A 25,495-nucleotide genomic window follows, 5' to 3' on the forward strand; every position below is an offset into this window, starting at 1 on the left:
ACTCTTAAGCTGTATCGGACACACGGCATTGAATTATATTAAATCCGCATGCAATTTCATAGAAGATCAACTACGCCCTTATGAAAGGATGTCAGCGGTCGAGCAAGCAGGGTGCGCATTGGTTCATTATCAGCAATAATATTAGCTGCGTCGCCATCCAGGTACTCGAAACACGGCAAGATACCGGTTTGACTACCTATTATTTCAGCAATTTGACGGATACTCAAAATATCCGGTCCCGACACATTAAGGATATGGCTTTCTCTGGTCTGCAGACACTGATCAATTAAGTCCCTGACATCATTTACGTGCACAGGGTTAATTGCAATGCCATCCTCTCCTTGCAGGGAAACAGGAATATGCTGGCGTATACTTTCAACCAACCGCGGCAATAACATGCTTTTCTTTTGGCCATGACCATAGATAAAAAAAGGGCGGAGGATAAAAACTGACAAGTGTTGAGCATAAGCCTGCACCAGTTTTTCTGCAGCATATTTTGTACTGAAATAATAATTTAATGGCCCGGCAGGCAATTGTACCGGTGTCAACTCAGTCACAGGTTCAGCACTAGCCCCATAAATACCGCCAGTGGACGCAAAAACAAAATGGCTGGCTTGCGCCTTATGGGCATAATCCAGTAACGTCGCAGTAGCGGCTACACTCACATTAAAAACAGAAAGTGCGCTCGCTGGAAAGTCACGAAATTTTTCAGACTGCGCCAGATGAATAACAGCATCAACCGTCCTGGGAAGCAGCGTCACGTCCAACCCCGCAGCCAGATCGCATTCATAATATCGGACATTCTTTTGCTCTGTATCAGGTTTCTTTTGTACCAGAGCATGGATTTCATAATCATGGGCATAGTGTTCGATGAAGTGCCTGCCTACCAAACCAGTACTACCGGTAATGACTATTCGCTTTTGCATTCTATTTCCTAATAATACTGACCTAGCCATGTCTCAACGCTTAATAATGCCCAAATCAGCAGGCGATGGTTGGTTGAGCCATTTAAGTGTTCACGAATCAAACGCTCAACCGGTACGCTGTCCATAAAAGTATAAATTTTTGCATTTTTGTTGAGCAAAACTTTTTTTACAAACTCGATACTCTCTCCCTTGAACCAACTGGCATCGGGTGCTGAAAATCCTTGCTTTTCAGCTTTGGTGATTTTTTCGGGAATATAATGAGTCATGACATCACGAAGTATCTGTTTGCCATCATTGGTTTTATTTAAATATTTATTCGCTTTGTCGGTAATTTCATTTTCATTAATGCGCACAATTTCATGAAGATTATTTAGTTTAAGGCGCACTGGGCAGCGCATGGCAAAATCCACCAAATCATTATCCAGAAATGGAACCCGGCTTTCCAGGCCATGTGCCATGCTCAGTTTATCCTCAACTACAAGCAAACCATGTAAAAATGTCTTCGCCTCGAAATAAAGTGAATGATTGATATAATCTTCAGGCGTATACAGGTTTTCAGGATGATGCTGGAAAACATCTCGGAAAATATCCCGCGTATTCACATGGCTAACCTCATCCCAAATGGGCGCAAAAGCCTGCTTAATAACATTATTTGGAATCAGACGTTGCCAGAACTGATAATACTTATCGATGTAATGCTCAAAATCATCATTGACCACGGCGCGATAATACCGCCAGGGGTAACCACCGAAAAGTTCATCGCCACCCGCACCGCTCAAAACGACTTTGACAAATTTGCTCGCTAACTTTGCCGCATAAAAATTAGGGTAGCTTTGACCGACACGAGGCTCTTCCAAATGGGTGACCAATTTAGTCAGTACTCTTTCCATATCGCCTGCTTTCAAAACCATTTCGTAATGTTCTGTTTTGAAACAGTAAGACATATACTCTGCCTGGCTGCGCTCATCGAACGCCAACTCAAGACCCGAAGCAGAATGCAGATCAAAACCGCAGGTAAATGTTTTCATGTAGGGATACGATTGAGCAGCAATGGCAGTGATGGATCCGCTATCCAGACCCCCGCTTAAATAGCTGCCTAACTCGACATCGGTCATCAATTGGCGATTGACCGCCTGATGAAACAACCGATGCAATTCTTCGCGATATTCTTCGTCGCTTATTTTTTCAGCAGGCTCTGAGAAATCAAAATCCCAATACTCTCTCAATTTCAACGTTTTATTTTCGGCGCGCAAATCCAGTACCCCGACATGCCCTGCCGGAAAAATCTTGATATCATCAAGAAAAGTTCTGTTCGTGAAAATGTTCTGAAAGGTAAAATACTCTAACAAAGCGGCTTTATCGATGTTGGGTTGAAAGGCAGGATGCGCCGTGATCGCCTTCTGTTCTGATCCGAATGCAAAAAAACCGACCTGTTCTGTGTAGTAAACCGGTTTGATGCCATAACGATCACGAGCCAACAACAGCGTCTGGCATTGCCGGTCCCAGAGGGCAAAAGCAAACATGCCATTAAAGCGTTCAATGGCTTTAGCGCCCCAATGAATCAAGGCATTAAGCACCACCTCACTGTCGGTATTTGAACGAAAATAGAAACCCTGCTGTTCAAGTTCACGCCGCAATTCGCGGAAATTATACACTTCTCCATTGTAACTCAGAACATAGCGCTGATTGATGGAAACCATGGGCTGACTGCCAGCAGCCGATAAATCAATAATGGCCAAACGACGATGCCCCAGAGCGACATTATCCTCAAGCCAATAGCCTTCTCCGTCAGGTCCTCGATGGCTGATGGCATCTGTCATTTTCTGGAGTATATCGCGGGTGGCTGCGCCACCCTTCAGATCAATATAACCTGCAATTCCACACATCGAGTTTCTCTTTATTGCCAGTAGTCACACCTGTTATTGCTTACAGGCTTTCAGATAAAGGCCATGACGGTGAGTATCTCCCTTGGGAGACTCATAAACTTCAGCCTGCACGTTGTTGAAGCCCAATTCATCAAGCGCGCCCACGAGTTCATAATATCTAAAATGATGAAAATGAACGGAATCAGGCAGCAAATCCGCTCGCTCCGTCCAGATATAGGTAGAAATATAAATATTTCCGCCTTTTTTTAGAACCTCTCTGGCTTGGCTTAAGGCACGGCGCCAATCAAAAATGTGATCCAGACTGGTATTGAATAGAACATGATCGAATGACTCTTTTCTAAAAGGAAGAAACTCTCCCGTTCCAATGATCCGGAAAGGCTCATTGCGGCTACAGAAAGGATCCAAACCCACGTAATTCGCCGTGTCTGGTAAAAGACTGGCGCCCAAGGAGGGATCATCGCATCCTACATCCAGGGTCAGGCCGTGACAATCGTTTAAAAAATTGGTCATGCGGAAAAAGTGCTTCTGGGCTGCACCTTCCGTTGGTGCGGCATTGACTTCACCGGATTGCTTAATGGTTGCCAATAGAAAATATTGCAAAAAGCTATCTGCGTAATGCTCCAACGGTACCTGAAGCCGGGTAGTAAAAAAAGGAACAAGCTTTGTCGGCATTAGAATGGGTAAGCCATCACGAATGTCATAAACATGCTCATCATCGGTAAGCGTTAAACCATCGTCACTTAACCGCAAAGGCATACCTGTGTCAGGCGAAACGAACAAATGCAACACCTCATCCAGTTTCAGTCGACAGGCATGTGGTCGCTGTTTTAATTCCTCAGGGGATATTGTCCTCTCATCCTTTTTTAATTCCATTGTTTTCTCACTAAAAGAGTTAAGCGGGTTCCTGAATCAATCTTTCAAACTCAAATTTCCCAGTCTTTCGCCAATGTATCAATTTTTCCAAACCGGTTTTTAAATCGTAACGGTATTGGAAATCAATGTCCTGACTGGCCTTTTGCACAGAACCAATCCGATTTTTAACCAACTGCCTGGCATCATCTGCGCTATACGGTTTGTAATTAACCGTCAGGCTTGATTGTTTCAGTGATAGAATTAATTCACAGAGTTGTTTGATAGTGGTCTGTACTTCTGTGCCGACATTATAAAAGCCATACGGTGTATCCGATAACAGCGCACAGAGATTGGATCGCGCAACATCCTCGACATAGATAAAATCATAAGCCTGACTGCCATCGCCGTTAATGGTGGGGGCTTCATTGGCATCGATTTTATTGAGCATAATGGGAATAACGCCGGAATAGACGGCATGTTGATCCTGCCCCGGACCATAGACATTCATGTAGCGCAAACCAATCACCTGCAAACCATAACGGTCATAAAACGCCGTGCACATGGCTTCGCCAGATATTTTGGTGGACCCATAAAAATTTTTATTATTAAACGGGTGCTCTTCCGTCATCGGCACCGCCACCGCATCGCCGTAAACAGAGGCACTGGACGAATAAATCAGTTTTTTTACCTTGTGTTTGACACAGGCTTCAAGAACATTGAATGTACCGGCCACATTCACTTCAAAGGCCGTACGCGGAAAATCCTTGCAGTGTAAAAGCCACATCGCCGCCAGATGAAAGACATAATCGACCCCTTCAAATGCCTTATCCAATACATCCGTTTCCCGTATGTCGCCGCCATAAGGAAACACATAACAACGGGGATCCTCAAGGCAATCTTTAATGTTAGCTAGTTTACCGCGGGAGAAGTTATCATAAATAATCACTTCGGACACATCGGTTTTGAGTAATTCCCTGACAACGAATCCACCGATAAACCCGGCTCCGCCAATCACCAGGACTTTTGCACCATGAATATTCACCTTGACTCCTTTGTTATCTCAGCCTGATGGTGTTCTTTTTCAGCGACAACCATTTTGGCAAAACTGAATGCGCTGGTAAATGCGGGGGAAACAGCATTTAGCACATGGGTTTCATTTTTAGTGGTAGACATTAAAAAATCCATCACCAATTCTTTTTTCTGTTGATCATATAATTGTGCCCGTATGCCCACTTTATCGCTGCGCAGCACGTCTTTTGCCCTAAGTCGAGGCACCAGGCTGCGGGCTGCACTTAAAAATTTTGACTTCAAAAGACGGGGCACTTCCTGATGAGTGTAGGTGCGAAAACCCTGTCGGTTAGCATAATAATGCCGGCTTAACAATGCCACTGTCTTCATTAACTCCGACAGATTGGCGCCCTGCCACCCGCGGTAATTTTCTCGCCCCAAAGCCGGAATGGCTGTGGGCCCAATGTATATTTTACCTGAAATGCTTTTGGTGAAATGAACACCCAAAAAGGGCACATTCATATCCGGAACAGGATAAATCAGGTGATTGATGGTTAAATTGGCCGCTTTTGCCACTTCATAATAAAAACCCTTGAATGGCAAGAGTACATAACGTTTACCCAGCCCGCAACGTTCTGCAATCTGATCAGCAAACAAGCCAGCTGTGTTAAATAAATAGCCATAATGCCAACTGCCTTGCGGAGTCCGTATGCACTTGCGCGTGGTATCAATGGTTAGTTCACCGCAATTCAAATGAAATACCACTCCTTGACTTTCCAAACTAAAATATAGGTGCTGTACAATCGCCAGGGGGTCAACAACCGCTGTGTCCGGCGAATAAAGCGCCTGTCCTGTAGCCGTTCTGGCCTCAGGCTCCATGGCGCGCAGTTCCTGTTCGTCAAGGAGGTGCACCCTGGCCCCATTCGCTTTAGCACGAGTATACAGCGTGTTTAAGGCAGCTTCATCCTCCTGTTTTACCGGAACAATCACTTTACCCATGCGGTTTAATGGTAATTGATGCTCTTCGCAGTAGGTCGCCATCAAACGGGCGCCATGCAGGCAAACCTGCGATTTCAGACTACCTTCCGGATAATAAATACCCGAATGCAAAACACCGCTGTTTCGGCCGCTGGCATGCAAGCCCACTGCCGCTTCCTTTTCAAGTACCACGATTTTTGCCCGAGGCTCTGCCTTAAGCAGTTCCCATGCAACGCTTAAACCCATGATGCCGGCCCCAATGATGAGGTAATCGGCACAGGCGGCTAAGTTAGGGGGTAGCGTGTTCAATTAAAATCTCAACGATTCGTTCAGCCGCATGCCCCTGGCCATAGAGGTTTTCAGTTTTTTGCTTTGAAGCAAGCGTTTTAGCCGCGGCAACATAATCCTGCAATGAAAACGCCTTATCCGGCGAACACAACTGGTTCCATCCCGCGTCAACCAGCTCCACCCATTCCGTTTCATCGCGCAGCGTAATGCAGGGTACCTGATTGAAATAGGCTTCCTTCTGCACCCCGCCCGAATCGGTCACAATCAAGGCCGCATGCTTTTCCAAGGCCAGCATATCGAGGTAGCCAACGGGTTCGGTTAGGAAAACATGTTTTTTAAGAGAGGAAAAGTAGCTTTTCTGACTCAAGGCAGCCCGTGTACGCGGGTGCAGGGGCAAAATGACCTTATACGTTTTAGCCAGGTCAATCAGGGCATTGCAGATGTTTTGCAGGCGCGATTCATCATCGGTGTTTTCGGCACGGTGAATCGTGGCCAGCACATAGGGTGTAGCCTGAAGTTGCCACTCATCGACTTTGGTTAGTCTCGACGCATTGAGCTCATTATAAAAAAGCGTGGCATCGAGCATCACATCACCGACATTAAAAATCTGTGCGGGATTAATGCCTTCTTTAAGCAATTGCTGCTTGCCGTTCTCAGTGGGTGCAAACAGCAGATGGCTCAAGTGATCAGCCGTGATGCGGTTAATCTCTTCCGGCATTTTGCGGTTAAACGAACGAAGCCCCGCTTCCACATGGGCCACAGGGATATGCAATTTGGCTGCGGCTAAAGCGCCGGCTAACGTGGAATTGGTATCACCATAAACCAAAACCCAATCCGGTTTTTCCTTGATTAATACGTCTTCAATGGCACCCAGCATCTGACCGGTTTGATGGCCATGACTGCCTGAGCCAATGTTTAAATGATAACCTGGTTGTGGAATGGATAACTCATCAAAAAACTGCGACGACATGTTGGCATCGTAATGTTGCCCGGTATGAATGATGATTTCATTCACGTCAGCTCGTTTTGCAATGATTCTTGAGACAGCGGCAGCCTTGATGAATTGCGGCCTCGCCCCCACAATCGTACATATTTTAATCATAATCAGTCCCCGTTTACTGGTCCATCAAGGTCACGGAATGGTTTTCGTTGAGCCTATAAATATCACCTGTCTGTGGGCATCTGGCGTAAGAAAGACCGTCATTCTCTTTTTTAAATGAAAGCCGCTCACCAAAACGGCTCATCCAGCCAATTTGTCGGGCGGGAACCCCCACCATCAAGGCATAAGCCGGGACATCCTGATTGACCACAGCACCCGCACCAACAAATGCGTACTCGCCAATAGTCACACCGCAAACAATGGTGCAGTTCGCGCCTAAGGTGGCACCGCGTTTAACCACCGTGTCACGGTACTCATCCTTGCGAGAGACCGCAGAGCGAGGATTGTAAACATTGGTAAACACCATGCTCGGACCACAGAAGACATCATCTTCCAGGGTAACATTATCATAAATAGACACGTTGTTCTGAATTTTGACATTATTGCCAATGGTTACCTGGTTGCCGACAAAGACATTCTGGCCAAGGCTGCAACGTTCGCCAATCCGGGCGCCGCCGCAAACATGAACCCAATGCCAAACACGCGTGCCCTCACCCAGTTGTGCACCCTCGTCAATGATGGCTGTGCCATGCGCCTGATACGACATATTATAACTCCAGGGGTAAATTCACCGTTGAGCCATCACGTGCGGAACGGTAAGCAGCAATCAATAACTCCAGCGACGTCAAGCCTTCACGACCATCCGTCTCAGGCTCTTCCTTGCCCTGCAAGGTATTAATGACGTTATCGTAATAAAGCGGATGCCCGAAGCCATACACCGAGGTCGTCTGATAGCTGGCGGCCATGATTTGTTCATCTTCCGGTTGCCGGTCGGCGAATTCCCATTGCTGGATTTCATTGACTGCCACACCGCCTATTCTGACCGTGCCTTTTTCGCCCAATACCGTGATAGACCCTTCCAGGTTTCTCGGATAGGTCAGCATCGTGACACTGACAGAGCCCATGGCGCCGCTGCGCCAACGGATATTCATCACGCCAGTGTCTTCGGTTTCAATGTCTCGGGCCAGGGTTCCCATCATGGCTTGTACGGATTGCACCGGGCCAAGCAGCCAATGGATTAAATCGATGTAATGGCTTGCCTGATTCATAAAGGCGCCGCCATCAAACTCCCAGGTACCGCGCCAGGAAGCCTGATCATAATAATCCTGCGGACGCGTCCAGAAGACATTGATATTGGCGAGATAAATTTTGCCAAAGCGCCCTTGTTCGATTGCTTTTTTTAATAATTGCAAGGTGGCATTGCGGCGGTTTTGTTTGACGACAAACAATCGAACACCTGCCTCATCGCAGGCATTTACCATGCGTAAACCATCCTGCCAGCGGGTGGCCATCGGTTTTTCTGTGAGCACATGACGGCCGCTACGAGCTATCTGGATTGCCTGGGAAGGGTGCAGGCCGCTTGGCGTACACAGGGAAACGATGTCGGCATTGGTGTGTTGCAGTAACTCCTCAAGGCTTCGATACCCTTCGACGCCATATTCATTCGTGGCTTTCTGCAACGCCTCCGAATCGATATCGCAGACCGCCGTCAGGTTCAATCGATCGCGATGTTCGGCAATCGATTGCAGGTGATTGCGTGAAATACGCCCACACCCGACCAGCGCGATATTAATTTTACGATCCGTGATATTCCAGGGTGCTTTTTTCATAATCAGGCACTCACTATGTTATTGCGTTTAAACGTTTTAAATGCAGCGCGCGTATCGACAATCAGTTGAGCGTGCTCAGCAATCAGGGCATAGTCAAAAGCATGATGGGCTGTCGCTAACACCACACAATCGTATTGGCTGATGGATTGCGGAGTAATCTCCACGCTTTTCATCTCCAGATGATGGTGGCGCATGGGCGGCAAGGCCGGCACATGCGGATCCGAATAGCTGACCTTAGCGCCTTTCTCTTGCAATAATTCAATGATTTCTAATGAAGGTGATTCACGCATGTCATCGACGTTGCGCTTATAGGCTGCACCCAAGACCAGAATGTTGCTGTTTTTAATCGCCTTGGTGCGCTCGTTTAACGCATCGGCAATTTTATTGACCACCCACAGGGGCATGCCACTGTTAATTTCTCCCGCTAACTCAATAAAACGGGTATGCAATCCATACTCGCGTGCCTTCCAGGTGAGGTAGAAGGGATCGATGGGAATGCAATGGCCGCCAATACCGGGCCCTGGATGATAAGGCACGAAACCAAAGGGTTTGGTTGCGGCGGCATCAATGACTTCATGAATATCGATGCCCATCTTGTCGGCCAGTATCTTCATTTCATTGACTAAGCCAATATTCACGGAACGATGAATATTTTCGAGCAACTTGGTCATTTCTGCGACTTTGGTAGAGGAAACAGGCACGACCTTGTCGATAACGCCTGAATACAAAGCCAGCCCTGCTTCAAGGCAAGCCGCTGTATCGCCGCCACAAACCTTGGGAATGGTGGCCGTGGTGAAATGTTGATTACCCGGGTCTTCGCGCTCAGGGGAATAAACCAGGAAGATATCCTGACCGACCACAAAACCACGGCTTTCAATGCGCGTTTTTAATTCTTCTTCGGTGGTGCCGGGGTAAGTTGTGCTTTCCAGTGAAATCACCTGTCCCGCACGGAGGTGGGGAAGCAGCGAATCCATCGTCTGCAGCACGAAACTTAAATCCGGCTCACGGTATTTGTCCAAAGGCGTTGGTACGCAAAGAACAATCGCATCCGCTTCAGCTGCCTGAGAAAAATCAGCCGTGGCTGTGATGTAATTTTTTACACCTGCAATCTGCTCGGAGGGGATATGTTGAATGTAGGAGCGGCCCTGGTTAATTGCCTGATTTTTACGCTCATCGACATCAATGCCGATAACACGATAACCCACCTCGGCAAACCGCAGCATTAAGGGCAATCCGACATACCCCAGTCCTACAATGCTAATCATTGCTTCTTTGTTTTTTATTCTTGGCAATAACGTTGCTAACATCTTCTTCATCCCATCTAAATTGAACTTTACAGTTACAGGTACATTTTTTTTCTTGTTAATACAGCATCCGTACTTTTGGATGTTTATCATCGATAAACATGGCCGGGAATCATAGCACCCAAAATTAGAAAAATCTCTTAATTAAACAAAAACAGTTCAATCATGAAAAAAATTTACCGATTTTGTGTTTCAACCATCGAAACAAAATGATTTAAAAAAGAAAAAATTCGCCAAAGTCAGGTAATTGGCTATATACTGGCTGAACGTTTAATAACTGGGTGGTTACATGTCCTTAAAGGCCATGTATAACGAAATTGCGGGTCACTACGCGACGGCCGATCGCTTCGGGTCGATAAGTGAGAGTCATCAAGCGGCCATCAACCAGATTAAAAAAGAGCATATAGGCTTTAAACCCAATTATAAAATTCTTGATTTTGGTGTCGGCAATGGCGCATTTCTTGAAAAACTCAGAGAACATATTCCCCATGCCCATTATACGGGTATTGATATTTCCTCAGAAATGCTGACAGAGGCCCGCAAAAGACTGCCCCTGACCACTATCGAAGCCAGCGCCACCGAGGCAAGCCATTATCTCCCGCAACACAGCCAGGATCTGGTGTTAGCGCATTTTATCAACGCCTACATCCCCATTCATACCCTGTTCGCGGAAGCTGATTTGCTGACCCGGGCGAACGGGTATTTTTCCTTGATTACCACAACGTATGAATCATTTCCCGTCGCCCAACAGCAGTTAGCCGAGTTTATTGCCCAGGGCACGATGCTAAGCAGTGTAGTCGGTCATTATTACAAAACCATGGTAAAAAATACGACAGTCGCCAGCGGGTTGGATGAATTATTACACGTTTTTGCCCAGCACCAGTTTAAAGTGGTGCAGCATCAACGCCTTCATATTCCAGTTACGCTCAATGATATTGATGAATTAGCGCTGTTCGGCATTGAAGGAACCTGGTTTTTAAATACCCTTTCCTTAAGGATGCTGCCTAAGAATTTTTTAGTGGCAAGGCTTAAGCGATTATTCGATAGAATATTTACCTTTCCCTACCACGACACCCACATCATTGATGTAATACTTGCAAAAAAATAACGGACGCAATAGCCAAGACAAGGAGTCGCTGTGTTTTTAGAAGCCCTGAGAAAGCAATTACCCGTGTGGGATACCCGCCAGCTGCAAACCAACAATATTGTGATGATCACCTTCTGGAGTCAGTTTTCGGTTTATGCCTTAAATACCGTGCTTGTTTTATTTTTGACCCGCCCCCTGCTCGCGCACGGATTAGGTTATAGCCATACCAAAGCGTATGCTTTCATTGGCATTACCCAGGCCACCAGCTACCTCATGCCGGTTTTAGGCGGCTTTATGGCCGATCAGGTTCTTGGTGTCAGACGGGCGATTCTCTATGGCAGCATCATGCTCGCCCTGGCCTATTTGCTGGTCATGTTAAGTGGTTATAGCTTAGTCGGCTTTGGCGATAAGCTGTTTATTGCAGCCTATGCCTTAATTCCTGCGACCAACTCCTTATTATTGGGGACCGCATCAGGTCTTGTTTCCCGTATTTACGAAGACGATGCTATTCAAGCCAAGACCGCCATGACCTTCTATTACATGGCCATCAATGTCGGTGCTCTGCTGGCCACTATATTAGCCCCTGCCTTGCTTGACAGCGTCTATGGTCCGCTGTCGGTACTGACTGTCACCTTCATTGGCAAATCCATTGCCGCGCTTAATTTTGCCAAACGCTATGCCCTTTACGACAATGTCATTTGGGGTAAAGACAAAGAACCGATGACCGCTAAAACAAGCTATCGCCTTGGCGTGTACATTTTAGGCATTTACCTCTTTACCTTACTGGCCTATTCGCATGTGCACGTGGCCAGCCTCGTCATTGGCTCAGGCTGCGCAGGGGGTATTGTCTGGTTTCTCATCAAAACATTGACGTTGTCCGGTGAAAATCGCAACAAGCAGTTAATTGCCATCTTGCTTATTTTGGAAGCGGTCGTCTTTTTTATTATTTACAATCAGATGAACAGCACGCTGGTGTTGTTCGCCAACAGCAACTCCAACCTTAATCTGTTTGGCTTCACCATTCTGCCGGCGCAATATCAAATTTTGAATCCCTTGCTTATCATTGCCCTGGGATCGCAACTCCCCCGCTTTTATCGCCTGTTTCCACGCTTTACTATTCCCTACCAATTTGCTGCGGGCACCCTGTTAGCGGGATTGGGGCTGTTGATTATGGCATTCGCTTCACAACAAGCCGTACAAGGGTATGTTGAGGGTAATTACATTGCCCTGACTTACATGCTGATTACCTTAGCCGAGTTATGGGTGAGCGCCATTGGATTAAGCATGATTGGCCTTTATTGCGATGGGCGAAATATCGCCTTTGCCATGGGAGTTTGGTATCTTGCAAGCTCCCTTTCCAATGCCATTTCAGGACAATTGGCTGGCTGGGTCGATATCCCTGAACAGCTTCAATCGGCGGCACAAACCCTCCCTCTCTACCAACATTATTATCTCTGGATGGGTTGTGCGGCCGTCGCTTTGGGCGCCTTCATGGGTCTCTTTGCTTTTTTTATCCAAAGGCAGATGGGGCGAAAAGGGGTTAAGTTGGCGTAAGTGCGCCGCTTACCTGCTGAATGACAGCAGGATAAGGCAAGACTACGAACCCAGTGTATAGGCCATTGCGTCATTCGCCTCAAGCGCATAGCTTAAGCAGGCAGGGGTCATCCCGTGTGTATTTTTTTGAGATTCATGGCTTCATTTTTAGTACACAGTAACGATACGATGGCTTTTGAATCGGCACTGTCACTCAGTACCATCAAATGCAAGGCTGTGTTTTTGTCTTCATCGGTTTCAAAAACAAGTTTTGGATTTTCATCCAGAATTTGCTTTATCTCCTCAATGGAGGCGTCTTCTGCGATGGCCTTAAACAGTAAATTGGAAGACGTTGCTGTTCTTTTCAACAGCGCATCCCAATAGTCCTTTTCTGGCGTTACTTTTTTCTCTTGAAGGGATGTGATGGCGGGCTTGAATAAATGGGGAGAATGGGGCGAGGACATTTTCGCAAAAAGTAATCGCGCCGCTAAAAAACCATCAATGTAATGGTATGCACTTTGAACAACAGGGAATTTTTCTCTTACCGATTTAGGGAGGTGTAAAAGAATATCGCAACCTAAAAGTATTTGAAGCTCTTCATCAAATTCAAAATCAATCAATGCAGGATAGGTGGGATTCTGGTGTAAGTCCTGCAAATATTGATGGGTTGTTTGGGGGCCATATTTTGCTTTTACTATGGAGACAACGGAATTAAACCCCCTCGTCTCGACCATGGCCAATGCCGCCAGAATATTTTCAATGTATTCCCGGATTATGATTCTAATGCAGTCACGTGCTTGAGGTTTATATTCGTTAAACGCTTTAAGTTCATTGTAATTCGTATGCAACGCTTCGAAACCCGAAATGACATCCAGAGGTTCTCTAACTTTTCCTTTTTGTCTGGTGATGCTTTCGAGAATTAAACCTGACCAATTTTCATGAATCGTGACAATAATCGCTTTAATTTGCTGTGGTGTCAGCATGACGGCTACTCCCTAAAATAATAGATTAACGGCTTGGCTGGTGATCAATAAAATTATCCGTCGATCATGTCGCTTGCATTGTCTAATTTGCCTGCGTCCTGAAGGGGGTATTTTAATGAATTAACATTATTTATCAATGAAGAACAAACATCATCGAGTGGCTTAGTGTCTTCCGTCATTATTTCATCAAAACATGTGAACATGGCCACTGTTTGAGCCCTTCTGGATGCCGCGAACAAGTCGCGGCACGTAGGCAGAGTGGATGTTTTCGTAAAGCACAGGCAGCAAAACGACGTTTTAAAAAGGGTAATCCATAAAGCAACCCGTTGCCTTCTTTTAAAACCGCAACGACAAACAGCTTAAGCCCCCATCCAGTTTGCGAAATTCGCTGACGTCGATTTCGATGAGGTCATAGCCAAGGCTTCGGATGAGGTCTCTGGTTTTGGGGAAGCCAGCCGGCATCAAGACAATGTCATTGACTAAAATGCAATTGGCCGCATAGCCTTCCTCTTCATCAATTACGTGCTGGTGCAGCAGGTTAAACTCGGGGTGGTTGATGAACTCGCCGCTAACCAGTAAATTGCCCTTATCAAGGTAGCTCACCCCGGTTTTCAGGTGAAGAACCTCCTTTAAAGGCAATACCGACGCCGTGTATTCGTAATGCCTCAGAATATGGATAAGCTGCTTCGCCCCTTCCTGATTGGTTCGTTTGGATAAACCGATATAAAAATGGTTATCCACCCGCAGCACATCGCCCGCGTCCAGTGTGCCCGGGGCGGTAATTTCCTTGATATCCTCCCCGTAAAAAGCGGCAATCGCCTCACGGTTTAAGGCGACTTCGCCGAGGCGCGACAGCGCACCGGGGCGGGTTAAAATGGCGCCATGGCCGGTTAGCAGGGCTGGATCTTCAATGAAGCAGGAATCGGGGAATTCGTCTGCCGGGGGCAAGACGGTGACCTCAAGGTCACAGGCGCGCAGCATATCCACATAATGCTGATGCTGTGCAAGCGCCAACTCATAATCCGGGTGGCCAAGATTGGCCGAGGTAAGGCCATGCACCAGGCTTTTGGCTGGCTGACGAACAATGGCGCGTGTGAACATGTTTTATCCTTAAAATGAATCCCTAAAGCCCCAGATTATCCCGCTTAAATACCCGATCAGCACGGTAACTGGATCGGACCATAGGGCCTGAGGCCACTTCAAAAAAGCCCTTGGACAACCCTATTTCACGCAGTTCAATGAATTTTTCGGGTGTCACGTAACGCGCCACGGGCAAATGATTTCTTGTCGGTTGCAGGTATTGTCCCAAGGTCAGAATATCAACCTGCTGCCGGCGCAAATCATCCATGGTCGCGATAATTTCTTCATCGGTTTCACCAAGACCAAGCATTAAACTCGTTTTGGTTAATACATCCGGGCGGTAACGCTTGGCAAAGGCTAAAACATTCAGCGTCTGCCAGTAACCCGCCCGATTATCGCGTACCGGGTGCGTCAAACGCTCCACCGTTTCGACATTCTGGGCAAACACATCCACCCCGCTATCCAGCAACACCGCGACATCGGCTTCAACACCCTGAAAATCGGGCGTCAGGGCTTCCACTTTGGTTGCCGGGCAGCGGGCTTTAATGGCGCGAATCGTGTCCGCGTAATGGTGAGCGCCTCCATCGGGTAAATCATCGCGGTTGACAGAAGTTAATACCACGTAATCCAGATTCATGAGCGCCACCGTGTTAGCGGTGTTTTCAGGCTCGTCCTTATCCAGCCAGCCATGGGGATTGCCGGTATCCACCGAACAAAACCGGCAGGCGCGCGTACACACAGCACCCATCAGCATGATGGTGGCCGTGCCATGCGACCAGCATTCCGCTATATTTGGGCATTTGGCTTCTTCACAAACGGTAGCCAGGCGATGTTTCACCACCTGCTCTTTCACTTGCTGATAAGCCGGCGTGGTGTGATTAACGATGCGCAGCCATTTGGGTTTGGGCAACCGTTCGGCGTGGCTATTTAAGGACTTGATGCCATCCTTAATGGCCACAATGCCTTCTGCCGTCTTGTATTTCTGACCGCTTTCAACCACGACAGGTATGTCTTTCAATTTACTCATGCCCGCACCAAAAAATCAGGATGCAAGGATGATCCCAAATCGGCCGGTTGAGATCAAGCCCTAGAGTACTTCAACGCGGTTGCGGCCGGCACGTTTAGCCTGATACATGGCGGCATCAGCACGCATAAACAGCGTTTCAATGTCTTCATCCGGTTTAAACGTGGTCAAACCGAAGGAAACCGTGACATCTACCCGCGTGTCGCGGTAACAGAATTGACAGGTTTCCACCGCCGCGCGCAGGGCTTCGAGAATGCGTCTTGCCTCTTTTTCATTGGTCCGCTCAAAAATAAAGATAAACTCCTCGCCGCCATAGCGCGCAATAAAATCCACTGAGCGGATGGAATTTTTAAAGAGTGCCGCCACTTTTTTCAGAACTTTATCCCCTGCCAGATGCCCGTAATTGTCATTGATTCTTTTAAAGTGATCGATGTCGGCAATCGCTAACGATAACTCGCCGTAGCCGCGTTTCCAGCGGTTGTAGGCTTCCTGGATGTGTTCATCGTAAGAAGCCCGGTTGGGCAAACCGGTTAGGCTGTCCTGATTAATAATGACTTGCTGCGATGTTAATTTATGCTTTATTTCCTCAGCCGCCTTTTCTGATTCAGACAGTTTCTGCTGCAATTTCTGCACTTCGGCTTCATAATCTCTTACGCGCTGTTGTTCACTTTCTTTAAAGTCTTTAATCCGTTGTTGAATAGTAGCTAAATTCGCACTGATTTTCCCGGATAGTTCTTCAATGGTTTTGGCATTGTCCACATGACTTTGGATTTGATTGATATTGGTGGCAATGCCGCTTTCCAGTTGCTGCGTGTGTTCCTGTGCCTGTTGGCTGCTTTCGTTGGCAAATTTTAAGTAACTGTCAAAATGATGCAATTGACTGGTTAAATCCTGTAGGTAATTTTTTAACTGACTCTGCTCAATGCTGAAGGCATCAATCACCAGTTTGGTAAAATTATCAATCACCGTCGGCAACAACTCGCCGGTAATTTCACTCTGTAACAAGGCTTTGACGTGCTCAACCTTGTCATGAAGTTCCTGGGGCATCGCCAAATGGCTTAACAGTTGTTTCAGGCTTAGATTCACCGTTTCACTAATCACCCCAGGAGGGGATTGATGCGGAAGGGAATCATTCGCCTGGGCATGCGATGCGATTAAACGCTGCACCTGCGTAAGAATGACGTCTGAATCTTTATTGCCATCAACATCCTGTTTAAGTGTAGCCACCACGTCGGCAGGCATCCCCAGCGGCAGGGTTAATAACAGGCCAATGATTTGCCGCAGGCTATTAATTTCATCCTGCAAAGTATTGCATCGCTGCTCATACTTGCTGATTGTGTTAATAATTTTTTGCTTAAGCTGCGGATCAATCATCAGCATTCCTTAAAAACAACTAGTCTTTCTTGCGATTTTTCATAAACTCAATTAACAAAGGCGCATGAGACCCGTCACAAAACGGTGGCTCCTTCGTTTGCTTGCATTGGCAGAAACAAACCGTCTCCGTGATCAGCGCCCGATATTTAACCGCTTTTTCACAAGGGGTCACATCGCAAAAAGGCTGCGTCTTGCTTTTGCCGCAACTGCACCAGTCATAAGTTTTACCTTTTTCCACCTCACAGGCAATGGGATAGAAAGGCGGGTCATCCGGCTGACGCGACATCGTTTCTCCTGTTCGCTTCACAATACAGTTAACATTTTAATATTAATCTATTTTTAACTTTTTGATTATCCAGGCTCCCAGGAAAGCGCCCGTTATCAAAACGAATGAAACAAACAGCTTGGCCAGTAAGGAGGGGTAAGCCAATAAAATCACCCCAACCAGGGCCAGAATAATCAAGGCGGTATCGCGAAAGTAAGCCTGATGCTTATCGGCCCACTTCTGCTTCAATAGGCCCATAATCAATAAAACCAGCAGGGAGAGCGAGAAAAAATAAACCAGGTAATAGATTAAAACATAAACTATTTGCTGCCCTGAAGACAAAGGCTGCACAATGAGCCATTGTTGAAAGATCAAAGCAAAATTGGGTGCGCAATTTTGTTGGTAAGACTGGATAAGCACGCCCGCTGCCAACGCTAAACCGAAGAAAAAATAAAGGCTTCTGAATAAAGGCCTCGGCGCAGGCTGCAATCGGTTCTCAAACACATAAAGGAGAAGAAGAAGACCGACAACTGCCGCCGGGATGATTAAAAAGGGCAGGATTTGAAAATACAAAGCGGTATACGCCTGCTGCAAATAATGGGTGAGCGTCGTCAATGCCAGGTAGAAAATGCCCAAAGTCAACTGACGGCCCGGTGTCCATTGCAGAATTAAAAACGAAATGAAGGCAAAAAGACCAAATATCCCGCATGGACTGACAGCATCGATTAAGGCCATCATGGGGATAAACGACCCGGCGGAGGGAGGATTGACGATATTATTTTCATACCAGCTTGCGGTCGCCCACTGTTGCAGGCTTTTAACCGTGGCAGGCGTCAATTCGCCGTCTTTTTCAATTTGCTCGCGGCAGTAGGTCAACGCCCTGCTTATTTTCTTTCCGGTGGTTTTGGCATCATCAAACCCGGTCCAGCGGGAGTCACAGAAAAAAATCGCCGGCACGGCATAATCATCAATGCCTTTCGTCCCCTGGTTTAAAAACTGGCTGAACGCATCCAGTGCGGCTTTATCCTCATTAATATAATGACGCTGAATCTGAAGCCATGACTTTTCTTCACCCAGTGAATTAAAAAATTCATCGGCCTTGCGGCAATGCGGGCAGGTAGTGGATAAAAACAAATCAACCTTTAACGTCACCTGCTGGTTATCCCGATCAAACCAGCGAACAGGCGGTGGGTTGCTTAAGGCTGACAAGACCCAACATCCCAGGAAAATGCCAAGGAACAGTTTAAAAACCCGCATGATAAACCTTTATTCTTTTTATTTCACACTATAACCCGTCTACGGCAATATTGTACATCCGCAATAACACCCTCAGTCAGGCATAACGGACCAATTAAAATGACCTACGGCCCTACATGTGAATATAGTTTTCCAGGTGCTCGATAACCCGGCTCTTCCCTTCGAGCAGATGAAACAGCACATCCCCGATGGATATAATGGCAACCAGTTCGTCTTTATCCTTAACCAGAACATGCCGCCGTTTGGTTTGAGTAATGACTTCCATGGCTTTTTCGACGGTGTCATTGACAGCAAGAATACTCACGTCTTTGTAGACAATATCCGCAGCCGTCACTTGCTCGGGTAATAAATTTTTATTCAGGCAGGAACGCACAATATCGCGTTCGCTGACAATACCGAGAAGTTCATTATTATCGCGCACAACCAGAGCGCCGATGTCTTTATCAGTCATCAGGGTAACACAATCACAAACACTGACTTGAGGTTCAACAAAAGCGATGGGACGGCGTGGGTGGGGCAAAATAGATGAGATGAGTTCAGCCATGACACACTCCTGCTTGGTAGGATATCAATTTGCCATATTGTATAAATATAGCACAAATACACCACCCAAGCGGTGTATTTGTGCATGCTTCAAGCAGGGAAAAATGCCTTATCAGCTAACGACTTTCCAGGAGCCGTCCGCTTGTCGGCAGGCTTTGCCGTAAATTTCCTGGGTTTTCCCGCCGATGATGGCGCGGGTGGTGTATTCGCGGCAAGGCTGGGAATTACTGTAATACGTACGGGTTGGTCTTACCGTGTAACGGTTACCAGAGTCAGGATTCTGCCAGACCACGGCTTTGCCTGTCGGCGCCGTTTCCAGGGCGCGTTGCATCTCGAGGCGATCGAGACGGTCCATCGTACGGCCGATATTGCCGCCCAGGTAAGCGCCTAACAGGGCACCGCCTGCAGCTGCGGCCACTTTACCGGAACCGCCCCCGAACTGGCTGCCAATCAGGCCGCCGACCACACCACCTGTTACCGTACCAATGCCTTCATTATTAACCTGCGCACATCCGCTCAACAACAAAGACGCTGAAACTGAGGCCAAAATTAATTTTTTCATTTAAGTTACCTGTTTAATCAGTTACAAAATCGGTTGCCATTCTACCATCTCGGTTAGATATTATCCATAATTTAGACACTGACAATTTTATCCTGCCGAACACGTGGGGAAAACTGGCAGAGTAATTCGTAAGCGATTGTTCCTGCTGACATAGCGATGGTTTCCACGGGAATATACTGCCCCCAAAGCTCGACAGGATCGCCAATTTTAACTGTTGGGCAGTGGCTCAAATCGATGGTGAGCATATCCATTGAAACACGCCCGACAATCGGAGCATGGACGCCATTAACCCATACGGGTGTATTTTGCGCGATGTGGCGGGGATAGCCGTCACCGTAACCGGCCGCGACAACGCCTATCACGGATGGTTTGCTGGTTTGCCAGCTTCCTCCATAGCCGATTCTTGCTCCTGCGGGAAAATGATGAATCGCACTGATGGCTGAAACAAAACGCATCACCGGCACCAGGCCAAGCTGCTGTCCCGTTTGGTTGATGAAAGGCGAGACGCCATACAACATGATACCCGGACGTACAACATCGGCATGGGTATCCGGCAACGCCATAATCGCGGCGGAATTACTGATGCTGTGAATCAGCCGCTTTGAGGGCAAAGCCAAATCCCGGTAAATCTTTATCTGGCTTTGGTTGCTGGGGTTATCCGGTTCATCGGCACTAGCCATATGCGTCATTAAACCGATGTCTTCATCGACCCAGGGACAAGCCATTAACGCCTGAAGCACCTCGTAGCATTCTTCCGGTGCAAAGCCCAGCCGATGCATGCCGGTATTGATTTTCACCCAGATCTTGATGGCTTTGGGCATGGGATTGGCCAACAACCACTGCAATTGATGGGGTTGATGGATAACGCATTGAAATTGCTGCTCTGAGACCACAGCCAGCTCATCGGGCGTAAAAATACCCTGGAATAACACGCAATCACTGCGGGCGCCCAGACCGCGGATGGCCAGGGCCTCTTCAAGGCAGGCGACACCAAAGGCATCCACCTGCCCTTCCAGCGCAGGCACGACGTCTGACAAACCACAGCCATAAGCATTGGCTTTGACCATGGCAATTACTTTTTTGCCCGGTGCAAACCGCTTCACGCATTGGACGTTATGAAGCAGCGCCATCGAATCAATTTGTACGCGAGTGGGCCTTGTCACCTTAATCTACCCCTTGATAACCATTAAACGCCAAATCCTCAAAGCGGGTGTATTTACCGAGGAAAGCGACTCGCACCTTGCCAATCGGACCATTACGCTGCTTGGCAATAATAATCTCAGCCACCCCTTTATCCGGGCTGTCTTCGTTATACACTTCGTCACGATAAATAAAGCAAATCAAATCCGCATCCTGCTCAATAGCGCCTGATTCACGCAGATCGGACATCACGGGGCGGCGATCACTGCGCTGCTCAAGGCTTCGGTTAAGCTGTGAAAGTGCAACGACCGGCACCTGCAATTCCTTGGCGAGTGCCTTAAGGCTTCGTGAAATTTCAGAAATCTCAGCCGTGCGGTTATCGGCCTTAAAGCCAGGCACTTTCATTAATTGCAGGTAGTCGACCACGATTAATCCCAGCTGGCCATGCTCTTTGGCCAAACGCCGCGCCCGCGCCCGCATTTCCGAGGGGCTTAACGCCGGCGTATCGTCGATAAAAAGCGGCGCTTCCGACAACATATGCACTGCCGAAGTCACACGCGGCCAATCGTCGTCATCGAGCTTTCCCGTCCGGATACGATGCTGATCGATACGGCCTAAGGATGACATCATACGCATGGCCAGCGAATCAGACGGCATCTCCATGGAAAACACCAGCACCGGCTTGCCGCCGCGTATGGCCGCATGTTCAGCCATGTTCATAACCAGAGTGGTTTTACCCATGGACGGCCGGCCGGCGACAATGATTAAATCAGACGGCTGCAAGCCGGACGTCATGGCGTCCAGATCGGTTAAACCGGTTGCAAGACCCGTAATGGCATCGCCATTGTGGTAAAGGGCATCGATTTTTTCCACGGCTTTGACCAGAATGGACTTGATGCTCTCAGGACCACCGTCCCCCCCGGTCTGCTCTGCAATGGCGAAAACACGGGTTTCTGCCAAATCCAGCAATTCCGGCACTTCCCGCCCGGAGGGATTGTAAGCGGCATCCGCAATTTCACCCGCAATGGCAATCAATTGCCGCTGGACTGATTTTTCGCGAACAATGTCGGCATAGGCGGAAATATTGGCCACACTGGGGGTATTATTCGCCAACTCAAACAGGTAGGTTTCCCCGCCGGCATCATCCAAATCATTGTTGGATTTAAGCATGTCGAGCAGGGTAACCACGTCGAAAGGCTGCTCCCGCTTCGACAGCTCCACCACGTTACGAAATAACACCCGATGCTCGGTGCGGTAAAAATCGGCTTCGCAGAGTTTGGTACTGATTTTGTCCCAAACCTGATTGTCCAGCATTAAACCGCCAATAATGGATTGCTCCGCTTCCACCGAATGCGGCGGACGCTTTAAGGGGTCGACTGCTGTTGCTTTTCGCGTTTGAACCTCAACCATCGCTTTGCCATCGAATGAACCAGACAGCTATTGTATTGGAGTTTGCAGGAAATGCCAAAGCCGTCTTGCGTATTTTGCCAAGATCATGGCTAACGCGCCCCCTTAAAACCTGACAAAAAATTTGTTAATATGCCGTTAATTAAAGCAATTTACATTGCCTTTCCACCAGGGTAATGCGGAGGACCGGTAACTTAGTAATCTTATTCACAACATAACGGCTGTTGAAAGAGATTTTAAGTTTATCATGGAGTCTTCGGTTCTTAACCCCCTCACGTCTATGTTTTATTAGCATTGATCATCGGTATGCTGCTTCTCTTTCCTCAGTCTATTCGTATTTACTTGAGGAAAATGAAATGAAAACCAAATTAAATTATCGTGAATTTCCAGATTTGAATCTGGTTGAATTAACCCGCTATAAACGTGCCAGCGAGGCGTTTATTCGCCTGATCCATTGTTTGGAAAAATCGTTAAGCCGTACTTCGTATTTTACAAATAAACTGCACTCTGATGAGGCTATTCCCTCTGAATTGCTTATTGAAATTCTGGCATTAAAGAATCCATTGGATAACCTATACGCGTTTCTGTTTAATCTCTGGAATTCCGACAAAGAAATATGCGAGGCCGAGATTGACTTATTGTCAAAGGTAATCGCAAGCAAACATGGCATTGACGACCTTCTGTTTAAATCGCAATTAACTTCTTTTTTTGATGTGTGTAAGCGATTACGACAATGCATCACTGAATTTGGTGAACAAAGAATAAACAGAAAAACCCAGGTCCCAACTCATACCGTTGGCGAAAAACAGGAAGGTCATCTCCTCACTGATTTATATCATCATTTAACCCAATTCCACGATTTAGTCTTTGCAACAACCGCACAACTTTGCCCCTCCAACACAAGCCACAGGCTTAGGTCACTGATTTATCCCCCCCTTCCTCCCAGTCAATCCATCCTGGATTCGCTTCCTCGAGAATTACAACTGATGATTTTCAGTCAGTTAGACCTGGAGGATTTACTGACACTACAGACCACCTCACAGAACTGGTCGGCGATTGCAGCCATAGCCTTTGCTGATCGTTTCAAAAAAAATCCCGCTCAGGTGATTGCGCATTTAAGCCATGCAAAGCCTGAAGAGGCTTATGAATTTATTAATGGGTATAGGCGAACAAGCGAATACAAAGCCCTCTATTCTCTGGTTGCCCAGGATATGCCGATGTCTAATCTTGAGATTGCCTGTTACCTGCTGACTCGACATGACGAGAAACTGCCTGCCATCACACGTATTCTTGAGACCTGTAACGATGCCAGCCTATCCCCAGAAATCAGAATGCAGCTTTCCCTGATTGTTAAACATACGCCGGAAATTAAGCATCGGCTAGGCAAATCCGAGACTCTATCAATGCCCCAATTTATGAGTCCGCATCAATTATTCGATTTATATTTAACCGCATTCCCAGAGGGCTATTTAAACATTTTACCTTCAGTTTATTTTAATCAAATCAATTTAGCAGGCGCAGCCCTTTCTTTCGCACCTCTTGCCCACGTCACTATCCGTGGACGGGATTTATCGAAAGCCCGTTTAGTTCAAGCCGACCTGCGCTATGCGAGATTAGCGTCCAGTCAATTGGAGTCGGCTGATTTAAGCCATGCCAATCTCTACCATGCGAACTTAAAACAGGCATCATTAATCAATGCCCTGCTCGAAAACACACGCCTCACGGGGGCTAATTTAAGCCATGCCAACTTATCGGGTGCGAGTCTTAAAAAAGCTGATTTACGTGGAGCCAATTTAACCAGTGCCTATTTCATGGCCACGGTCATGGATGGGGCTGATTTTACAGGCGCCAATTTAAGTCATGCCAGTTTCATCCATGTCGACCTGCGTTGTGTTGATTTAAGTCAGATGAATCTGGAGTGGAGCTACTTACACAAGGTACGTCTCATACCGGACACTGTTGTTAAAAGTACAGCACGATTGGAGAACTTTTTTAACACGTTTGAAAAAATGCTTTTAAATCATTCCGAAAAAAGCCGAAACAAGCTGCGCAAACAGATGCTCAAAGAGCTAAAATCCCTTTTAATAAACGTTTTTCTGAGAACAAAAAAGAAAAGAGCCTGGGTAAATTTAGTGTTCGAGTACTATCCTCCCTCCCTCTTTAAGGATGATTCTTTCCTTAAAACAAACCATCCTTTTAAGGCTTTGTTTGAGGAATTCCAACCAATTGAAGTCAAACGTTCCACTCCCCAAATTAATCTGCCCTTGCACAATGACGTGGTTTCCGTATTCGCTGAGTTACAAAACCGTATAATCACCGCTGACAGCGACATTAAGGTAGGCGATTTAATCCGCCAATTAACACAAATCATGCGCAAAGTGCCGGAATCCACCAACATCAGTCAAATCAGTTCATTGTCTAATCAGCATTTATTTTTGCTGCATGTGCTCTATTACTCAGGACTCGGCATTAATGAGCGGTGTAAACCGCTTAAGCCGCTCCTGGTGAACTATCCCAGTCATTCCCTTGACGAGCAGCCGAGGCACTCCTGTCGTTTTGCCAGCGAAATATTTGATGGCGAGCTTTTTAGATTGGAAAAACTGCAGCATATTAAGCCAGATGACTTCACATCAGCCTCTTTGTACGGTGATGAAGATTTTATCATTAAGACTAAAAAACAACATAAGAAACGAGTAAAACTTGGGGGATTATGGATCACTTATACTAATTATCTCGCAGGTGGAACACGGTACATGACCTTTCAAGTGGAAACCATCGATTTTCAAAATAAACAAATACAACCTGGTTTTAGCCTCGATCTTAAACCTTTTCCCAACTTAAGCACGGAGCAATTCCTTCCTCTCTGCCTCGGCAATATCATAGGCCGTATGGGCCATGATGTTTTTATACCTTTGACGATCATCCCCTTGATCAGGGCAGGATTTCATTTGAAAAAAAGCCTGATCAATTACATCTTTGCAACACAGAAAGGCCCTATTCCTCAATGCCTGTCTTTTGAAGTCATACAACCCATTGAAACAGAGAAAGAGCTTGCGCAGAACTTAAAACTGGAGAATCGACCTCCCAACAGGCGTTTTCTACCGGATAATCCTTACAGCCTGTTTTCGACTAAGGCAATCGCTCCCTTGCCATTAGCAGCGGAAGAATCATGCTGTCTTGTATCGTGAGTGCAGGTTATGCTTTGACGTGGGAAATAAAAAATCCAATG

22 protein-coding genes are annotated in these 25,495 nt (G+C 46.9%); 3 read left to right on the forward strand and 19 right to left on the reverse strand.

Features of this window, described 5'->3' with window-relative positions:
• Positions 1-56 precede the first annotated feature (56 nt).
• Genes Lery_RS10025 through Lery_RS10065 form a run of 9 tightly spaced genes read right to left on the reverse strand, consistent with a single transcriptional unit; the run spans position 57 to position 10,014 of the window.
• Positions 57-926, reverse strand: a complete 870-nt coding sequence (locus Lery_RS10025) for an NAD-dependent epimerase/dehydratase family protein (protein WP_058527128.1) — start codon at positions 924-926, stop codon at positions 57-59.
• 8 nt (positions 927-934) lie between these two features.
• Entirely contained in the window at positions 935-2,812 is a 1,878-nt protein-coding gene (gene asnB, locus Lery_RS10030; RefSeq protein WP_058527129.1) for an asparagine synthase (glutamine-hydrolyzing), read from the reverse strand.
• A gap of 33 nt (positions 2,813-2,845) precedes the next feature.
• Positions 2,846-3,685: a methyltransferase domain-containing protein gene (locus tag Lery_RS10035; RefSeq protein ID WP_058527130.1), complete on the reverse strand. Its 840-nt coding sequence runs from the start codon at positions 3,683-3,685 to the stop codon at positions 2,846-2,848.
• A 19-nt stretch (positions 3,686-3,704) separates the two neighbouring features.
• Entirely contained in the window at positions 3,705-4,706 is a 1,002-nt protein-coding gene (locus tag Lery_RS10040) for an NAD-dependent epimerase/dehydratase family protein (protein WP_058527131.1), read from the reverse strand.
• A complete protein-coding gene (gene lhgO, locus Lery_RS10045; protein WP_058527132.1) occupies positions 4,703-5,959 on the reverse strand; it encodes an L-2-hydroxyglutarate oxidase in 1,257 nt (418 codons plus the stop codon). The genes Lery_RS10040 and lhgO overlap by 4 nt, the downstream gene beginning before the upstream one ends.
• Entirely contained in the window at positions 5,940-7,040 is a 1,101-nt protein-coding gene (gene wecB, locus Lery_RS10050; protein ID WP_237759209.1) for a non-hydrolyzing UDP-N-acetylglucosamine 2-epimerase, read from the reverse strand. Before wecB ends, lhgO begins: the two co-directional genes overlap by 20 nt.
• Before the next feature lie 13 nt (positions 7,041-7,053).
• Positions 7,054-7,644: an acyltransferase gene (locus Lery_RS10055; protein WP_058527133.1), complete on the reverse strand. Its 591-nt coding sequence runs from the start codon at positions 7,642-7,644 to the stop codon at positions 7,054-7,056.
• Position 7,645: 1 nt separating this feature from the next.
• Positions 7,646-8,707 (reverse strand): Gfo/Idh/MocA family protein, encoded by a 1,062-nt coding sequence (locus tag Lery_RS10060; protein ID WP_058527134.1) that lies wholly within the window; start codon positions 8,705-8,707, stop codon positions 7,646-7,648.
• 2 nt (positions 8,708-8,709) lie between these two features.
• Complete coding sequence (locus tag Lery_RS10065; protein WP_058527135.1) at positions 8,710-10,014, reverse strand: nucleotide sugar dehydrogenase; 1,305 nt, start codon at positions 10,012-10,014, stop codon at positions 8,710-8,712.
• Between the two features lie 286 nt (positions 10,015-10,300).
• Between Lery_RS10065 and Lery_RS10070 the strand changes: the two genes are divergently transcribed.
• On the forward strand, positions 10,301-11,119 hold the full coding sequence (locus tag Lery_RS10070) for a class I SAM-dependent methyltransferase (protein WP_058527136.1): 819 nt from the start codon (positions 10,301-10,303) through the stop codon (positions 11,117-11,119).
• 30 nt (positions 11,120-11,149) lie between these two features.
• Positions 11,150-12,652 carry a peptide MFS transporter gene (locus Lery_RS10075; protein WP_058527137.1) on the forward strand — a complete coding sequence of 501 codons (1,503 nt, stop codon included), beginning with the start codon at positions 11,150-11,152 and terminating at the stop codon, positions 12,650-12,652.
• Between the two features lie 107 nt (positions 12,653-12,759).
• Here the strand turns inward: Lery_RS10075 and Lery_RS10080 are convergent, their stop codons facing one another.
• The 10 genes from Lery_RS10080 to dnaB form a co-directional block, all read right to left on the reverse strand.
• Positions 12,760-13,614, reverse strand: coding sequence for a hypothetical protein (locus Lery_RS10080; protein WP_058527138.1), 855 nt, complete (start codon positions 13,612-13,614; stop codon positions 12,760-12,762).
• Between the two features lie 336 nt (positions 13,615-13,950).
• Positions 13,951-14,715, reverse strand: coding sequence for a dimethylarginine dimethylaminohydrolase family protein (locus Lery_RS10085; RefSeq protein ID WP_058527139.1), 765 nt, complete (start codon positions 14,713-14,715; stop codon positions 13,951-13,953).
• 22 nt (positions 14,716-14,737) lie between these two features.
• The gene (gene lipA / locus Lery_RS10090; RefSeq protein ID WP_058527140.1) at positions 14,738-15,721 is read right to left on the reverse strand and encodes a lipoyl synthase; all 984 of its coding nucleotides are present in this window, start codon (positions 15,719-15,721) and stop codon (positions 14,738-14,740) included.
• Between the two features lie 60 nt (positions 15,722-15,781).
• A complete protein-coding gene (locus tag Lery_RS10095; RefSeq protein ID WP_058527141.1) occupies positions 15,782-17,092 on the reverse strand; it encodes a GGDEF domain-containing protein in 1,311 nt (436 codons plus the stop codon).
• 19 nt (positions 17,093-17,111) lie between these two features.
• Complete coding sequence (locus Lery_RS10100) at positions 17,112-17,378, reverse strand: CDGSH iron-sulfur domain-containing protein (protein WP_058527142.1); 267 nt, start codon at positions 17,376-17,378, stop codon at positions 17,112-17,114.
• Between the two features lie 42 nt (positions 17,379-17,420).
• A complete protein-coding gene (locus Lery_RS10105) occupies positions 17,421-18,614 on the reverse strand; it encodes a glutaredoxin family protein (RefSeq protein ID WP_058527143.1) in 1,194 nt (397 codons plus the stop codon).
• A gap of 112 nt (positions 18,615-18,726) precedes the next feature.
• Positions 18,727-19,158 (reverse strand): CBS domain-containing protein, encoded by a 432-nt coding sequence (locus Lery_RS10110; protein ID WP_058527144.1) that lies wholly within the window; start codon positions 19,156-19,158, stop codon positions 18,727-18,729.
• Positions 19,159-19,269: 111 nt separating this feature from the next.
• Positions 19,270-19,719: an RT0821/Lpp0805 family surface protein gene (locus Lery_RS10115; protein ID WP_058527145.1), complete on the reverse strand. Its 450-nt coding sequence runs from the start codon at positions 19,717-19,719 to the stop codon at positions 19,270-19,272.
• A gap of 71 nt (positions 19,720-19,790) precedes the next feature.
• Positions 19,791-20,882 carry an alanine racemase gene (gene alr / locus Lery_RS10120; RefSeq protein WP_058527146.1) on the reverse strand — a complete coding sequence of 364 codons (1,092 nt, stop codon included), beginning with the start codon at positions 20,880-20,882 and terminating at the stop codon, positions 19,791-19,793.
• 1 nt (position 20,883) lies between these two features.
• The gene (gene dnaB / locus Lery_RS10125; RefSeq protein ID WP_058527147.1) at positions 20,884-22,269 is read right to left on the reverse strand and encodes a replicative DNA helicase; all 1,386 of its coding nucleotides are present in this window, start codon (positions 22,267-22,269) and stop codon (positions 20,884-20,886) included.
• Between the two features lie 353 nt (positions 22,270-22,622).
• Here dnaB and Lery_RS10130 point away from each other — a divergent pair, with 353 nt between their 5' ends.
• The gene (locus Lery_RS10130) at positions 22,623-25,454 is read left to right on the forward strand and encodes a pentapeptide repeat-containing protein (protein WP_058527148.1); all 2,832 of its coding nucleotides are present in this window, start codon (positions 22,623-22,625) and stop codon (positions 25,452-25,454) included.
• Positions 25,455-25,495 lie beyond the last annotated feature (41 nt).

Origin of the sequence: Legionella erythra, from assembly GCF_001467615.1 — a bacterium.
GTDB classification, from domain to species: Bacteria; Pseudomonadota; Gammaproteobacteria; order Legionellales; family Legionellaceae; genus Legionella_C; species Legionella_C erythra.